Origin of the sequence: Rhodanobacter sp. B2A1Ga4 (genome assembly GCF_018101315.1) — a bacterium.
In the GTDB taxonomy this organism is placed as follows: domain Bacteria; phylum Pseudomonadota; class Gammaproteobacteria; order Xanthomonadales; family Rhodanobacteraceae; genus Rhodanobacter; species Rhodanobacter thiooxydans_A.
In genome coordinates, this window is sequence record NZ_JADBJR010000002.1 from 305914 (window position 1) to 322110 (window position 16197).

The following is a 16197-nucleotide window of genomic DNA, read 5'->3' on the forward strand; positions in this document are numbered from 1 at the left end:
CCGGCCGCACCATGCCACTGCTCGATATCGGCGCCAACCTCACCCACGAGTCGTTCCACCCCGACCTCGACGCCGTGCTGCAGCGCGCGCAGGCCCACGGCGTAATGCGGATGGTGGTGACCGGCGCCTCGCGCGAGGGCAGCGAACACGCGCTGGCGCTGGCCAAGGCGCACCCCGGCACGCTGTTCGCCACCGCCGGCGTACATCCGCACCACGCGCTCGACTATGACGACGCCACCGATGCGGTGTTGCGCGAACTGGCGCTGCAACCGCAGGTACGCGCGGTCGGCGAAACCGGGCTGGACTACAACCGCAACTATTCGCCGCGCGAGGTGCAGCTGCGGGTGTTCGAACGCCAGCTGCAGATCGCGGCCGACCTGCAGATGCCCCTGTTCCTGCACCAGCGCGATGCACACGCGGATTTCGTCGCCCTGCTCCGGCACTACCGCGACCGGGTGCCTGGCGCGGCGGTGCACTGCTTCACCGACACCGGCGAGGCGCTGCGCGACTACCTGGCGCTGGACTGCCACATCGGCATCACCGGCTGGATCTGCGACGAACGCCGCGGCACCCACCTGCGCGAACTGGTGCGCACGATTCCGGCCAACCGACTGATGCTGGAGACCGACGCACCCTACCTGCTGCCACGCACGGTGCGGCCGCCGCCCAGCCACCGGCGCAACGAGCCGATGTACCTGAAGCACATCTGCGAGGAAGTCGCCCGCGACCGCGGCGAGAGCGCGGAAGTCACCGCGGCGAACAGCACCGCCACGGCGGAGGCGTTCTTCGGCCTGGTCGAAGCGGCCTGAGCGTCACGCCACCCGCCCCACCTGCACGAAGAACGGCCAGCGCACCGCGCGCACCCGTTCGGGCTCGCCCCAGGCCGCAGCCAGCTCGGGGGCGGCCGCCTGCACCGCATCGTGGCCGGTGCGCTGCCGATGCCGCTGCGCCGCCGACCACGAGCGCAGGTAGGTGAGGAATTGAGCGAGGTTCCAGTCGGCACGCATCATGAAGCTGGGTGCATCAACGCGCTCGAACGGAAACGGCAGACTGGCGTATCCGGCATCCACCAAGGCGCGCTCGGGCGGCCAGTCTGGGGCCAGCGTATCGGCGTAGAGCCGCCGTTCGACCGCGTCGACGGCGCGGCTCACGCTGCAGTTGCCATAGGCCGAGATCGCCACCAGCGCGCCGCGCTTAGCCACGCGGCGCAGCTCGGCATGGAAGGCGGCGAGGTCGAACCAGTGCAGCGCCTGCGACACGCCGACCAGGCTGACGCTGCCGGCGGCGAGGCTGCTGCGTTCGGCCGGCTCGGTGCGGTAATCGATGCGCGGATGCGGCGTGGCCTGTGCGATCTGCGTGGCGCTGGGATCGGTGGCGACCAACCGCTCGAAATGCGCGGCCAGGCCCAGGCTGGCCTGGCCGTTGCCGCAGCCGGCATCCCAGGCCAGCGCGAGGTCGGGCGCCTGCGCCGCCAGCCAGTCGAACCAGTCGGCGGGCGGCAGCGGGCGGGCATCGCGGTACAGCGCGGCGTGGCCGGAGAAGTGGTCCTTGAAGTCCATGCGCATTTCCGGTGGCAGGGAATGCGTATTATCGCGCCCGCAACTGCGGATTCGGTCGAAGTGATCACCCACCCCGGTGGAGACTGAACGTGCTGCGGGTTGCGACCCATGCGGTCTTGGTGGTTTTGTGTTGCCTTCGGACCACCTGATCACCAAGTTGTCCCGGTCCGCTTTCGACCCGTTGCAGCCGGTGGCGGGCGTCCGCTTTCGGAAAGTTTTACGATCCATGGTCAGTCCACGCGTAGGCGCAGCTCGACAGCAGGACCCGAACCAAACCCAGAGGTTCTCAGCCTTTCACGGATCCGTGGCGCTGGTGCAGGAAATTGGCCACCGGGTAGCAGTCCGGCGGATTGCTGTTGCTCAGCACGATGATGGTTTCGCCGGTGTGCAGGTAGGTGCGTACGTCGACGCAGATACCCGCGGCGCTGCCTCCATGGCCCCAGCGGAAGTCGCTGGCAGGCACGCCAGGGCCGTAGCCGGTGGCGAAGAAGCCGAGGCCCATGAATTCGCGATACGTGCGGGTGGCTTCGGCGAACAGCGCGTGCGGGATGAGCTTGCCCGCCTGCAGCGCCTGCACGAAACGGTACATGTCGCGTGCCGTCGACACCTCGCCGCCAGCTGGGAATCCGCGCGCGGGCAGCGTCTCGCAGTTGGACACACGTTTGCCGTTTACCGTCGCGTAACCAACTGCGAGGTCCCGTGCGTGCGTGGTGCAGTCCACGAAGCCCGTACGCGTCATGCCTGCGGGTTGGAATATGTGCCTGCGCACGTAGCTCTCGTAGTCTTCGCCCGAGAGCACCTCGACCATGCGCCCGAGCACGACGTAGCCGAAATTGTCGTAGACCAGCTTCGTGCCCGGCTCGAATGCCGGTGGACGCCGGTCGTCCAATGCCAGCATCTCGGCGACGCTGTGCACGCGCGCGCGGTTGGCGGCGTTCTCCACCCCAAACAGATCGACATCACCGGCGCCCGAGGTGTGCGTAAGCAATTCGCGCACGGTGACGGTGTCAGCGAAGCGCCGGTTCGGGTAGTCCTTCAGCACGTCGCTTACGTGGGTGTCGAGTGAGATCCGCCCCGCCGCGATCTGCTGAAGGATCGCTACACTGGTGAACATCTTGCCGGCCGAGGCGAGATTGAAACGCATGTCCACGGTTGCCGGATCGTTTCCCTCGGCGTCCCGTTTTCCATAGGCTTTCTCGAATACCACGCCGTCGTCACGAGCGACCAGCACGACGCCCGAGAATCGCTTCACCTCGGCCAGTCCGAGTGCGAAACCATCGAGTCGCGCCAACTCCAACGCATAGGCGTTCGATCGGTCGGCGTTGAACGCTCTGCTTGTCGGCGTCGCGACAATGGTCAGGCCCAGGATTGCCCCCGCGAGGACGATACATCTCAGACCAAATGGCATGGTTTCCTCCTGCAGCTGGGTGGTGCCCGCTCAGCCAAGCATAGCCGCGAGCGTATTTCGAGCGTAGACGTCGAACGGCAGCTCGTGGCCGATAGCGGACTTTGCCGACTTCCGCATGCGGAAGCACCCGTGGCGTGTTCGCGTGCTATCGGAACAACGGCTGGCCGCCACCGGAATCCACATTCAGCCGAGCACCCGCGTTTCACCGGGCGCCAGGCCATCCAGCGCATGCTCGCCGATGCGCACGCGGATCAGGCGCAGGGTCGGGAAGCCGACCGCCGCAGTCATCCGGCGCACCTGGCGGTTGCGGCCTTCGCGCAGGGTCAGCGTGAGCCAGCTGGTCGGGATGGACTGGCGGAAGCGCACCGGCGGATCGCGCGGCCACAGCCAGTCCGGTTCGACGGCGAAGGCGGCTTCGGCCGGCAGGGTCGGGCCGTCGTTCAGCACCACGCCGCGGCGCAAGGCTTGCAGCGCGACCTCGTCAATGACGCCCTCGACTTGCGCGAGGTAGGTTTTGGCCTGCTTGTGGCGCGGGTCGGTGAGCCGGTGCGCCAGGCGGCCGTCGTCGGTCAGCAGCAGCAGGCCTTCGCTGTCCTGGTCCAGCCGTCCAGCCGCATAGACGTCTTTCTGCCTGACGAAATCCGCCAGCGTGGCGCGGCCGCGGTCATCGGTGAACTGGCACAGCACGCCGTACGGCTTGTTCAACGCGATCAGCATGGCGCGCTTCGACTCAGGGAGTCGAGGCCGCTGCCGGCACCACGGGCTTGACGAAGCGCAGGGTCATCCGGTCGGATTCGCCGATCGTCTGGTACTTCGCCTTGTCCTGCTCGCCCAGCGCGAGCGTGGGCGGCAGCGTCCACACACCCTTCGGGTAATCCTTCGTGTCCTTCGGGTTCGCGTTGATATCGCTGCTTTCGTCCAGCGTGAAACCCGCCTCGGTGGCGAGTTTCACCACGTAGCTGGTGGGCAGGTAGCCGCTGCGCTTCACCGCTTCCAGCGAGGCGCCGTCGTCGGCGCGGTGGTCGACCACGCCGAGCACGCCACCGGGCTTGAGCACGGCGAAGAACGCCTTGAACATCGCCGGCGCGGTGTCAGCCATCACCCAGTTGTGCACGTTGCGGAAAGTCAGCACCAGGTCGGCCGAAGCCGGCGCACCGAATACCGGTACCTTCGGATCGAACGGCACGATGCGGGCGTTGCCGTAGTGCGCTGCGTCGGCCGCGAATTTCCTGCGCAGCGCGCTGTCGTCATCGCGTGCCTCGCTGTCGGCGGCAGGCGCCTTCTCCGCCGCGATGTAGTGGCCGTTGTCATGCAGCAGCGGCGCCAGGATCTCGGCATACCAGCCGCCGCCGGGAGTGATCTCGATCACCGTGAGGTCTGGCCGCACGCCGAAGAACTGCAAGGTGGCCTTGGGGTGGCGGTACGCGTCGCGGGCGCGATTGGCCGGCGAACGCCAGCTGCCGGCCAGCACGCTGTCCAGCTGCGAGGCGGTGAAGTCGCTGGCACTGGTCGGCGGCACCAGCTCGTCCGCCGGCTGGTCCGGCTCAGCCGAGGCGGCCCGCGACGTCTGCGCGACAGCCATCGTGGGCAGGCCCAGGCAAGCGGCCAGCAGCAGCAGCGCGACCCGGCGCGCCGTACCCATCCTTGCCACTCGTATCCCGCGGTTCATCATTGACTCCCTGGCGCGTTGGCCGTCCGGATTTGATGCAATATCACGAAAATCATGTGCAGACTGGGTAGATGGCTCAGAACGGCCGCGGGCACACCGATTGCAGGCCGTCGATGTGTTCGTGCAGGTCCGGCGCGATGCCCTGCCACATCGGGTCGAGGATGAAGTCGATGCCTTCGTAGCGGGCCAGCTTCGCGGCCGGGATGAAATCGGCGTCGCCGGCGACCAGGATGATCTGGTCGACCAGCTTCTTGTAGGTCAGCGCGGCGATGTCGATGCCGATCTTCATGTCGACCTGGGTCTGCCGCATGTCCGGCTCGAAGTGCTCGTCGCTCAGGTCGTCCCAGTGCAGGCTGCCCTCGCGCAGCTGCTGGTAGGCGCTGCGCTTCAACTGCCATTCGCCGCGTTCGGCCAGCCGGCCCAGCCGCAGCGCCATCTTGCGCTGCCGGCGCAGCTGGTCGTGCAGCTCGCGGCGGAAGGCGGCGGCACCGGTGCGGCCGAAGTCGATGCTGCTGCCACTGATCGGCTTGACGAAGTTCTTTTCCAGCGGCGGACAGTCGTAGAAGTAGATGCGGTACAGCTGCTCGCGCGGGCGGTCGAGCGCCTTCAGGTGTTCCAGCGCCATGCTGAATACGGTCTTCGCCACCGCGCGCGCGTCGCCGGCGTCGCGCTCGCCGTAGACCTTGCGGTAACGGGCAAGAAAAAAGGCGCCGTCGACGAGGATGGCGGTGCGGTTCATGGAGCGACCTTGTGCGTGGCGTGTGCGAACATGAAAACGAGGCACGCCGCCGGCAGGATGGGGCCGGCAGCGTGCGCGCATTCTACGTCAGTAGTGGATCACCGAGCGGATCACCTGGCCGCCGTGCATTAGCTCGAACGCCTCGTTGATGCGCTCCAGCGGCAGCACTTCGGTGATCATCTCGTCGATGCGGATCTCGCCGGCCAGGTAGCGCTCGACGTAGCCGGGCAGCTGCGAGCGACCCTTCACACCGCCGAACGCCGAGCCGCGCCAGACGCGCCCGGTGACCAGCTGGAACGGCCGCGTGCAGATCTCCTGCCCGGCGCCGGCCACGCCGATGATGATCGACTCGCCCCAGCCCTTGTGGCAGCACTCCAGCGCCGAGCGCATCACGTTGACGTTGCCGATGCACTCGAACGAGTAATCCACGCCGCCGTCAGTGAGGTCGACGATGACCTGCTGGATCGGCGTGTCCGGGTAATCGCTGGTGTTGATGCAGTCGGTGGCGCCGAGCGCCTTCGCCATCGCGAATTTTTCCGGGTGGCGGTCGATCGCGATGATGCGCCCGGCCTTGGCCATCACCGCGCCCTGCACCACCGACAGGCCGATGCCGCCCAGGCCGAACACGGCCACCGTGGCGCCGGCTTCCACCTTGGCCGTGTTGAGCACCGCGCCGATGCCGGTGGTGATGCCGCAGCCGAGCAGGCAGACCTTTTCCAGCGGCGCGGCCTGGTTGATCTTCGCCAGCGAGATCTCCGGCAGCACGGTGTACTCGCTGAACGTGCTGGTGCCCATGTAGTGCAGCAGCGGCTTGCCGTTGAGCGAGAAGCGGCTGGTGCCGTCGGGCATCAGGCCCTGGCCCTGGGTGACGCGGATCTTCTGGCACAGGTTGGTCTTGCCGGACAGACAGAACTTGCACTCGCCGCATTCGGGCGTGTACAGCGGAATCACGTGGTCGCCGACCTTGAGCGAGGTGACGCCCGCGCCGACTTCCTCCACGATGCCGCCGCCCTCGTGGCCGAGGATCACCGGGAACTGCCCTTCCGGATCGGCGCCGGACAGGGTGAACGCGTCGGTGTGGCACACACCGGTGGCGACGATGCGCACCAGCACCTCGCCGGCCTTCGGCCCGGCCACGTCGACCTGTTCGATGGTGAGCGGCTGGCCTGCGGCCCAGGCGACGGCGGCGCGTGATTTCATGATTCGACTCCTGACGTTCGGCAACGACCCACGATGATGACGCGTTTGACTGCTTTGCGGAACCGCGTCAGCCGACCGGCTTGTCGTCGGGACGGAACGCCGACATCTGCCGACGGTAGTCGTCTGCCTCGGCCAGCAGCCAGTCGCGGAACAGTTGCAGGCCGCGGTGCTCCAGCGAGCGCGGCGGGTACACCAGCCAGTAGGCCTCCTCCACCGCCAGGTAGTTGTCGCCCAGCACTTCCAGCCGGCCGGCGTCGATCAGCGACTTCGAGGTCACCATCCGCCCCAGCGCCACGCCAAGGCCTTCCAGCGCGGCGTGGCGCAAGGCGTCCAGACTGTCGAACTGCGCCACATAACGTGCCGGTGGCGTGCCGCCGCTGCGGCCGAACCAGTCACTCCAGCGCCGGGACGGACTCGGCTCGCCCAGCAGCGGCCAGCGCGAGAGGTCGCGCGGGTCGGCGCCGCTCATCCGCGCGATCAGCGTCGGCGCCGCCACCGGCGCGATCCACTCGCCGAACAGGCGCTCGCTGTGCAGGCCCGCCCACTCACCGCGGCCGTAGCGCAGGGCCACATCCACCGGCTCGCGCTCGAAATCCACCAGGGTCGAACCCGATTGCAGGCTGAGTTCCAGCTCCGGATGCGCGGCCACCAGCCGCGGCAGCCGCGGCACCAGCCAACTCGACATGATGCCGGGGCTGGCACTGAGCGTGAGCGCGTCGTGGTGGCGGGTGCGATACCCCGCCAATGCGTGCTCGATGCCGTCGAAATGCGTGCCGACCGCTTCCAGCAGCACGCAACCGTCGGCGGTCAGCTTCACCCCGCGCGGGCCGCGCTCGAACAGGCGCCGTTCCAGGCGTTCCTCCAGCTGACGCATCTGGTGGCTCAGCGCGCTGACGGTGAGGTTGGCCTGCGCCGCGGCACGCGACAGGTTGCCCAGCCGGGCGACCAGCACGAACTGCTGCAGCAAGCCCAGCGGCAACCTTCCCATCTTGAATTCCTCTCAAGTCTGGCTTGCGAATATATCGCTTTTTGGCAGCCTGCCGCGCGCGTACCTTGAGCACTCCCCAAGCCCAAGGCTTCCCCAGGAGGCTTCCCCCATGCACTCGCTCTGGAAAGACATGTTGTTCCTGCACGGTCATCTGCTGCACAAGGACGACCTAGACTGGCGCCCGGAGCCGGAGCCCACGCCGGGCCCGGCCAGCAGCACCGGCACCCGCAACGTCGCCAGGACCGCACGCCGCGCGCTGGCGTGCTGCGCCAGCGTGTGGCCGCGGATCATGAGCCCGCGTTGAGCGCCGCCCGAGACTTGAATGCCGCCGATATGCAGCCACTTGGATGAGGGCGCGCGTGCTCACGCCGCGCGCCGATTCCCCGCTCGCTGCCTCCGGAGGCACCCCATGCAGAAACGTCCGCTCGGCCACTCGCCGCTCGCCATCGCCCCGCTCGCCTTCGGCGGCAACGTGTTCGGCTGGAGCGTGGACGAGAAGCGCTCGTTCGAGCTGCTCGATGCGTTCGTCGACGCCGGCGGCAACCTGATCGACACCGCGGACGTCTATTCGGCCTGGGTGCCGGGCAACCGCGGCGGCGAGTCGGAAACCATCCTCGGCAAGTGGCTGAAGCGCAGCGGCAAGCGCGAGCAGGTGGTGATCTCGACCAAGGTCGCCAAGTGGGCCGAGCAGCCGGGCCTGTCGCCGGTCAACATCCAGCAGGCAGTGGATGGCTCGCTCAAGCGCCTGCAGGTCGACTGCATCGACCTGTACCAGGCGCATGAAGACGACGCCAGCGTGCCGATGGAGGAAACCCTGGGCGCCTTCGCCCGGCTGATCGAGGCCGGCAAGGTGCGCGTGATCGGCGCCTCCAACTTCGACGCGGCGCGCTTCGCCGACGCGCTGGCCATGTCGAAACAGCACGGTCTGCCGCGCTACGAAAGCCTGCAGCCGGAATACAACCTGGTCAGCCGCGCCGGCTACGAGCAGGAGCTGGAACCGCTGATCCGCCGCGAGCACATCGGCGTGATCAGCTACTACGCGCTGGCCAGCGGGTTCTTGAGCGGCAAGTACCGCAGCGCGGCCGACCTGGCGAAGAGTGCCGCACGCGGCGGCGCGGTGAAGAAATTCCTGAACCCGCACGGCCTGCAGGTACTGGCCGCACTGGACGCGGTGGCCGCTACGCATCGCGCCACCCCGGCCCAGGTCGCGCTGGCCTGGCTGATCGCCCGCCCCGGCCTCACCGCGCCGATCGTCAGCGCCACCAGCGTGGAACAGCTGCACGAGCTGCTCGGCGCCACGTCATTGCAGCTGAACGACAACGAGATCGCGCAACTGGACTTGGCCAGCGCCTGACCGTTTGTAGGGCGGGCGCTGCCCGCCGGCTTTTGCTGCACATGACACCGTGACGAAGAGCGGCGGGCGCTGCCCGCCCTGCGAAAGGCCGTTCACTCCGGCGCGTCGACCTGGTAACCCTCGGCCTGCAGCGTGGCCAGATAACCATCCGGCTTCAACAGCTCGTCCATCGGCAGCAGCGCGAAAGTCTGCGCATTGGCTGCCAGCGCCTTGCGCGCGGCAGCCAGCCATACGGCGCGCTGCTTCGCCGGCACGTCATCGAGGCCGAGCGTCTGCGCAAAACCGGCGCCGGTGATGGCCGCCACGCAGGCATCGCGGCGATCGCTGTCGGGCAATTCGCGCAGCGCCTGCAGGTCACCGGTGGCCCAGGCGTTGGCGCGCGCAGTCATCGCCGGCAGGTCGTGCTCGACGCTGTCCAGGGTGCGGATGAAACAGGTGACGTCGCGCGGCGCGGCCTGCTTGAACGCCTTGATCGCCGCGCGCGGATGCTCGATCAGCACGTGGTAGTCGGTCGACAGCTCGGGTACGCCGTGGCGTTTGGCCAGTGCGTCGATATTCGCCTTGATCCCGCCGGAACGGCTCAGGCCGTTCGCCCTCAGCGCCTTCTTGTACAGCTCCTGCGACGCGAACAGCGGCCGCCAACGCTCGATGCCGCTCTCGTCGCCGAGGTATTTCTGCTTCAGCACCTGCCAGCGCGCATACACCGGCGGCGGCAGTACCTGCTGCAGGGTTTCGCCATCCGCGTTCTTGCGCGCGCCATAAGCCGATGGCAGCAGGAACAGCTTGCCGAGGAAACCGACGTCGGCCTTCAGCTGCACCGAAGGCGCCAGCAGCACCTGCTGCGAGGCGCCAATCACCTCATCCACCTCGCGCGATTGCCATTGCATGTCGCGCGGCAGCGGCGACAGCGTGCCGAGTACCCACATCACGTGCCCGCCCTTGCTCACCTTCCACAAGCCGGGACCGGGCTGCACACCGCTGACCACCACGACCGGAAGATCGGCGACGGCGGCGGTCGACGCAGCGGCCGGCGCAACCGGACTGGCCGCCGACTGTGCGAAGGCAGGCGACAACCCTGCCAGGGCGAGCACGAAAACAAGATGCAGCAAACGCATGCCGAGCGACTCCTCTTCAACAGTCGCCATTGTGGCAGGCCGATCCTGAGCCGCAGGTGGCCGCATGAACGAAACGGGGCGCCTCGCGGCGCCCCGTTTCGTTTCAAGCGCGCATGCTTCGGCGCATCACGCCGACAGCAGCGCCAGCGCGGCATTGAAGGTGGCGCTGGGCCGCATCGCCGCGCTCACCCGCGCCAGGTCGGGGTGGTAGTAGCCGCCGATGTCGACCGGCTTGCCCTGCACGCGGTTGAGTTCGTCGACGATGGTCGGCTCGTTCTCCGTCAGCGCCTTCGCCAGCGGCGCGAACTTCGCCTTCAATGCGGCGCTCACGTCCTGCGAAGCCAGCGCCTGCGCCCAGTACAGCGCGAGGTAGAAGTGGCTGCCGCGGTTGTCGATGCCGCCGAGCTTGCGCGAGGGCGACTTGTCGGTGTCGAGGAACTTGCCGTTGGCCTGGTCCAGCGTCTTCGCCAGCACGTCCACCTCGACGCTGCCCTGGCGGCCGGCCACGAACTCCAGCGACGCGGCCAGCGCCAGGAATTCGCCCAGCGAATCCCAGCGCAGGTAATCCTCTTCCAGGAACTGCTGCACGTGCTTCGGCGCCGAACCACCAGCCCCGGTTTCGAACAGGCCGCCGCCGGCCATCAGCGGCACGATCGACAGCATCTTCGCGCTGGTGCCCAGCTCCATGATCGGGAACAGGTCGGTGAGGTAATCGCGCAGCACGTTGCCGGTGACCGAGATGGTGTCCAGGCCCTGGCGGATGCGCTCCAGCGAGAACTTCGTGGCGGCGACCGGATCCATGATGCGGATGTCCAGGCCGCTGGTGTCGTGGTCCTTCAGGTAGCGCTCGACCTTCCTGATCACCTGCGCGTCGTGGGCGCGCTGCGGGTCGAGCCAGAACACCGCCGGCGTATGCCGCGCGCGGCTCACCGCCAGCTTCACCCAGTCCTGGATCGGCGCATCCTTGGTCTGGCACATGCGCCAGATGTCGCCGGCCTCCACCTCATGCTGCAGCAGCACGCTGCCGGCTTCGTCGAACACCTTGACCACGCCGTCGCCGGCGATCTGGAAAGTCTTGTCGTGCGAGCCGTATTCCTCGGCCGCCTGCGCCATCAGGCCCACGTTCGGCACGCTGCCCATGGTCGCCGGGTCAAACGCGCCATGCGCCTTGCAGTCCTCGATGGTGGCCTGGTAGACGCCGGCGTAGCTGCGGTCGGGGATCACCGCCTTGACGTCCTGCAGCTGGCCCTGCGCGTTCCACATCTTGCCGGAGTCGCGGATCATCGCCGGCATCGACGCATCGACGATCACGTCGCTGGGTACGTGCAGGTTGGTGATGCCCTTGTCCGAATTGACCATCGCCACGCCCGGGCGCTGCGCGTACTCGGCGTCGAGATCGGCCCTGATCGCCGCCTGCGTCGCCTCCGGCAGGGAACCGAGGCGCGCGTACAGGTCGCCGATGCCGTTGTTCGGGTTGAAGCCGGCCTGTTTCAGCGCGTCGGCGTGCTTCACCAGCACGTCCCGGTAGAACTCGCTGACCGCCACGCCGAACATGATCGGGTCGGACACCTTCATCATGGTCGCTTTGAGGTGCAGCGAGAACAGCACGCCCTGCCGCTTCGCATCCGCGATCTGCGCATCGATGAAGGCGGCCAGCGCCTTGCGGCTCATCACCGCCGCGTCGATGATCTCGCCGGCCAGCAGCGCAGTCTTCGGCTTCAGCACGGTGTGGCTGCCGTCCTTGCCGAACCACTCGATGCTGACGTTGCCGGCCTGCCCGACCAGCGCGGACTTCTCGCTGCCGTAGAAGTCGCCACTGTCCATGTGCGCCACGCGGGTCTTCGAATCGCGGCTCCAGGCGCCCATCTTGTGCGGGTGCTTGCGCGCGTAGTTCTTCACCGAGACCGGCGCGCGGCGGTCGGAGTTGCCCTCGCGCAGCACCGGGTTCACCGCGCTGCCCTTCACCTTGTCGTAGCGCGCCTTGATGTCCTTCTCGCCGTCGTTCTTCGGTGCATCCGGGTAATCCGGCAGTGCGTAGCCCTGGCCCTGCAGCTCCCTGATCGCTGCCTTCAACTGCGGCATCGAGGCGCTGATGTTCGGCAGCTTGATGATGTTCGCCTCCGGCGTGGTGGCCAGCTGGCCCAGTTCGGCGAGGCTGTCGGGAATGCGCTGGCCTTCCTGCAGCACCTCGGGGAACAGCGCGATGATGCGCCCGGCCAGCGAGATGTCGCGCGTCTCCACGCGAATCCCCGCCGTGCCGGTGAACGCGGCGATGATCGGCAGCAGCGACTGCGTGGCCAGGAACGGGGCTTCGTCGGTCAGTGTGTAGATGATCTTGGGCGTGCTGGACATTGTCTGTGTGAACCTCGGTGACTACTGCGTGGCCGGGAGGGGCCGCCGTGTTGCCGGATAGCGACGGCAGTCTGATGCAAGCCTCCCATTGTCGCGTTTTCGCCGGGGTGGGGAAAGCGCGACGCGGCCGTTGCCGGCAACCTGCGGTGACGTGTCGTGGTTCACGCGGGACAAACGACGGGGGCGCGGCATGGCCGCGCCCCCGTTTCGCCCCACCCTGGGGTGGCGACTGCTTCACCGGGAAGTCCTTGCTGGCGCCCTGGGCGCCATCCAGAGGAATGTCGACCTTGTAGTTGCCGGCCGGGAAACCAGCCGGCTTGCTGATCATGAACGCGGTGGTCTCCGGCACCGTCGCATCGAGCGTCTTGCTGTCTTCGTGCACGGTCGATTACACCCCGCCCTGCACATTGGAAAATCTGCCTTGCCGGTTTCATTGCCCATTGCATGCAACTCCGTCCGGAAGGAGAGGCCCAAGTGATAGCCACCTCACGGTTGATCGGTTGCGAGCTTGGTGGCAGGGCATTCAGCTGCGGCGCGGCTCTTGCGCCCGCTGATCCACATTCAAGCCACACCGTCACGCTGAACCGGCAGCGACCTGACGGACACCGTCATGATCCCGCCCCGGATGGCTCGGCAAGCCGCAATGAGCAGCGGCGCATTACGCCCCTGCCAACTGCCGCCGCCGCGCGGCCTTGCGCTGCTGTCGCCGCGCCCACCACGCCCTGCGCCGCTCGGCAAGGCACGAGAAGATCACGTACAGCGCCGGGGTGCTGAGCAGGGTGAGGCTTTGCGAAATGAGCAGGCCGCCGATCAGGGCGATACCGAGCGGGCGGCGCAGTTCGCTGCCTTCGCCCAGGCCGATCGCGATCGGCAGCGCGGCGAGGATGGCGACCATGGTGGTCATCATGATCGGGCGGAAGCGCACGATGCACGCCTCGCGGGCGGCTTCCAGCGGGCTCTTGCCGTGTTCGCGTTCGGCGACCAGGGCGAAGTCGATCATCATGATCGCGTTTTTCTTGACGATGCCGATCAACAGCACCAGCGCGATCTGCGCCACCACCGACAGTTCGGTGCCGGTGATCCACAGCGCCAGCAATGCGCCCACGCCGGCGGCCGGCAGGGTGGATAGGATGGTGATCGGGTGGATCAGGTTCTCGTACAGCATGCCGAGCACGATGTAGACGGTGAGCACGGCGGCCAGGATCAGCCAGCCCATGCCGCTCTGCGATTGCTGGAAGCGGCGGAAGTCGTTGCCCATCTGCACCTTGATGTCGCCGGGCATGCGCATGTTCTGCACGGTGGTCTGGATCACCGTCATCGCCTCACCCATGCTCACGCCGGGGGCGAGGTTGAAGCTCAGGTCCATGGTGGTGAACTGGTTTTCGTGGGTGATCTGCGACGGTGCCAGTCCCGGCTGCTGCCGCGCGAACGCGGTGATCGGGATCATCCGGCCGCTACTGGAGCGCACGTAGATGCGGTTGAGCGCTTCCGGTGTGGCGGTTTGTTCGGGTAGTGCGTTGACCACAACCTGGTACTGGTTGATGTCCGAGTAGATGGTGGACACCTGGCGCTGGCCGAACGCGTCGTACAACGCGCCGTCGATGCTGCCGATCGACACGCCGAGCCGCGCGGCCTTGTCGCGGTCGATCACGATGTTCTGGCGCAGGCCGGCCTCGTCGACGTCGGTGCCGACATCGCGCAGTTTCGGGTTCTTCTTCAGCTCGGCCTGCAGTTTCGGCAGCCACTCCTGCAGGCTGGCCAGGTCGTTGCCCTGCAGCGAGACCTGGTATTGCGCGCCCTGGCTGGTGCCGCCACCGCCGCCACTGGGCAGGTCCTGCACCGGGCGCAGGCGCAGATTGAGGTCGGGATAATTCGCCGCCTTTGCGCTGAGCCGCGCAAGCACCGCGAAGGTGTCGTCCGTGCGGCCGTCGGCACGGGTCTTCAGGTCGATGTTGAACGAGCCGCTGGTGCCCTGCCGGCTGCTGCCCAGGCGCGAGCCCACGGTGGCGACGTCGGGGTCGGCCATCAGCATCGCGGTGAGCCGCTCCAGCCGCTGCCGGCTTTCGGCAAACGACACGGTGGCGCTGGAACTGGCGCGGCCCCAGATCAGGCCGGTGTCCTGCGCCGGGAACAGGCCGGCCTTGACCACGCCGAACAGGTAGAAGGTGGCCACGATCAGCGCCAGCGGGGTCAGCGAGAATGCCAACGCATGGCGCAGCGAGAAGTTCAGCGCGCGGGTATACACGCGCAGCATGCTGGCGTGGAAGCCGTCCAGCGCGCGGGCGAGCCGCGACGGCGGCGCCTGCTCCTTCGCGGCATGGCCGCTGAGAAAGCGCCCGCACAGCGCCGGCGTCAAGGTCAGCGAGACCAGCGCGGAGACCACGATCGCCGCCACCAGGGTCACCGCGAACTCGTGCATGAACATGCCGGTGATGCCGCCGGCGAACAGCAGCGGGATGAACACGGCGATCAGCGAGGCGGTGATCGAGACGATGGTGAAGCCGATTTCGCGCGCGCCGGCGAGCGTCGCCTCCATCCGCGTCATGCCGGCATCCATGTGGCGGATGATGTTCTCGATCACCACGATCGCGTCGTCCACCACGAAGCCGATCGCGATCACCAGCGCCAGCAGGGTGAGGTTGTTCAGCGTGTAGCCGAGGATGTACATCACCACGAACGCGCCAGCCAGCGACAGCGGCACCGCCACCGCGGCGATCAGCGTGGGTGCGAGACGGCGCAGGAACAGCGCCATCACCAGGATCACCATCGCCAGCGAAATCAGCAGCGTGGCCTGCACCTCGTGCAGCGACGCGCGGATGGTCGGCGTGCCGTCGAAGAACGGAGTCAGCGCGGTGCCCGGCGGCAGGTAACCACGCAGCGTGGGCAGCTGGTCCCTGACCAGGTCGACGGTGGCGATGACGTTCGCGTCGGCCTTCTTGTAGACGTACATCAGCACGGCCGGCTTGCCGTGGAACCAGGCCGCCTGGTAGGCGTCCTGCTGGCCGGCGTAGACCTTGGCCACGTCGGCCAGCCGCACCGGCGTGCCGTTGTGGCTGGCGACCACCAGCTGGGCGAAATCCTCCGCGCTGTGCAGCTGGGTGGTGGCGCTGACCGCCATGGTGCTGGTGCCGTTGGACAGGAAGCCCTCCGGCGAGGTCACGTTGGCCGCGCTCAGCGCGTTGCGCAGCTGGTCCGGCGACAGACCCATCGCGTTCAGCGCACGCAGGTTCACGTCGACGCGGATCGCCGGCGTAGCCGCGCCGGCGATCTCCACCGACGACACGCCGGGCAACTGGCGCAACCGCTGCGCAAGCAAGGTGTCGGACAGGTTGTACAGGTCGGCCGCCGATTGCGTGGCCGAAGTCAGCGCCAGCGCGATGATCGGATCGTCGTTCGGGTTCGCCTTCTGGTAGCTGGGCGCGCCGTTGAGGCCGTTGGGCAGGTCCGGCGCGGCCGAGTTGATCGCCGCCTGCACGTCGCGCGCGGCGGAATCCAGATCGGTGCCATTGCGGAACATCATGAAGACGAAGGTGCGGCCCTCGGAACTGGACGAGCGCATCGTCTCGATCCCGGGCACCTGGCCCAGGTGGCGTTCCAGCGGTGCGGCCACGGTGGACGCCATCGTGCTGGCATCCGCGCCGGCCTGGCTGGCCTGCACGAAGATCGCCGGGAACTGCATGTTCGGCAGCGCCGCCACGCCGAGCAGGAAGTAACAGATCATGCCGGCCACGAACAGGCCCATCGCCAGCAGCGAGGTGCCGATCGGGCGGCGGATGAAGGTGCCGGAGATGTTCATGGATTCAACGGTGGCAA

13 protein-coding genes are annotated in these 16197 nt (G+C 67.6%); 3 read left to right on the top strand and 10 right to left on the bottom strand.

What is annotated here, in order from left to right; genetic code table 11:
- Positions 1 to 11 precede the first annotated feature (11 nt).
- Positions 12 to 809 (top strand): TatD family hydrolase, encoded by a 798-nt coding sequence (locus IMW82_RS10015; protein ID WP_211004373.1) that lies wholly within the window; start codon positions 12 to 14, stop codon positions 807 to 809.
- A 3-nt stretch (positions 810 to 812) separates the two neighbouring features.
- On the opposite strand, the gene IMW82_RS10020 is transcribed toward IMW82_RS10015, so the two are convergent.
- The 7 genes from IMW82_RS10020 to IMW82_RS10050 form a co-directional block, all read right to left on the bottom strand.
- Positions 813 to 1559 carry a class I SAM-dependent methyltransferase gene (locus IMW82_RS10020; protein ID WP_199909831.1) on the bottom strand — a complete coding sequence of 249 codons (747 nt, stop codon included), beginning with the start codon at positions 1557 to 1559 and terminating at the stop codon, positions 813 to 815.
- 286 nt (positions 1560 to 1845) lie between these two features.
- The gene (locus tag IMW82_RS10025) at positions 1846 to 2967 is read right to left on the bottom strand and encodes a serine hydrolase domain-containing protein (RefSeq protein WP_108471801.1); all 1122 of its coding nucleotides are present in this window, start codon (positions 2965 to 2967) and stop codon (positions 1846 to 1848) included.
- Between the two features lie 183 nt (positions 2968 to 3150).
- Positions 3151 to 3684, bottom strand: a complete 534-nt coding sequence (locus IMW82_RS10030; protein WP_108471802.1) for a pseudouridine synthase — start codon at positions 3682 to 3684, stop codon at positions 3151 to 3153.
- Between the two features lie 13 nt (positions 3685 to 3697).
- Complete coding sequence (locus tag IMW82_RS10035) at positions 3698 to 4609, bottom strand: class I SAM-dependent methyltransferase (protein ID WP_199909832.1); 912 nt, start codon at positions 4607 to 4609, stop codon at positions 3698 to 3700.
- 103 nt (positions 4610 to 4712) lie between these two features.
- On the bottom strand, positions 4713 to 5375 hold the full coding sequence (locus IMW82_RS10040) for an NYN domain-containing protein (protein WP_108471803.1): 663 nt from the start codon (positions 5373 to 5375) through the stop codon (positions 4713 to 4715).
- A gap of 87 nt (positions 5376 to 5462) precedes the next feature.
- The gene (locus IMW82_RS10045) at positions 5463 to 6575 is read right to left on the bottom strand and encodes an S-(hydroxymethyl)glutathione dehydrogenase/class III alcohol dehydrogenase (protein ID WP_108471804.1); all 1113 of its coding nucleotides are present in this window, start codon (positions 6573 to 6575) and stop codon (positions 5463 to 5465) included.
- Positions 6576 to 6642: 67 nt separating this feature from the next.
- Entirely contained in the window at positions 6643 to 7563 is a 921-nt protein-coding gene (locus IMW82_RS10050) for a LysR substrate-binding domain-containing protein (RefSeq protein ID WP_108471805.1), read from the bottom strand.
- Between the two features lie 109 nt (positions 7564 to 7672).
- Between IMW82_RS10050 and IMW82_RS10055 the strand changes: the two genes are divergently transcribed.
- Positions 7673 to 7867 (top strand): hypothetical protein, encoded by a 195-nt coding sequence (locus IMW82_RS10055; protein ID WP_108471806.1) that lies wholly within the window; start codon positions 7673 to 7675, stop codon positions 7865 to 7867.
- Positions 7868 to 7972: 105 nt separating this feature from the next.
- Complete coding sequence (locus IMW82_RS10060) at positions 7973 to 8917, top strand: aldo/keto reductase (RefSeq protein ID WP_108471807.1); 945 nt, start codon at positions 7973 to 7975, stop codon at positions 8915 to 8917.
- 92 nt (positions 8918 to 9009) lie between these two features.
- Here the strand turns inward: IMW82_RS10060 and IMW82_RS10065 are convergent, their stop codons facing one another.
- From IMW82_RS10065 to IMW82_RS10075, 3 genes are all read right to left on the bottom strand, one after another.
- A complete protein-coding gene (locus IMW82_RS10065) occupies positions 9010 to 10032 on the bottom strand; it encodes a TraB/GumN family protein (protein ID WP_108471808.1) in 1023 nt (340 codons plus the stop codon).
- Between the two features lie 126 nt (positions 10033 to 10158).
- Positions 10159 to 12384: an NADP-dependent isocitrate dehydrogenase gene (locus IMW82_RS10070; protein ID WP_108471809.1), complete on the bottom strand. Its 2226-nt coding sequence runs from the start codon at positions 12382 to 12384 to the stop codon at positions 10159 to 10161.
- Positions 12385 to 13042: 658 nt separating this feature from the next.
- Complete coding sequence (locus IMW82_RS10075) at positions 13043 to 16180, bottom strand: efflux RND transporter permease subunit (protein ID WP_211004374.1); 3138 nt, start codon at positions 16178 to 16180, stop codon at positions 13043 to 13045.
- Positions 16181 to 16197: the final 17 nt, after the last annotated feature.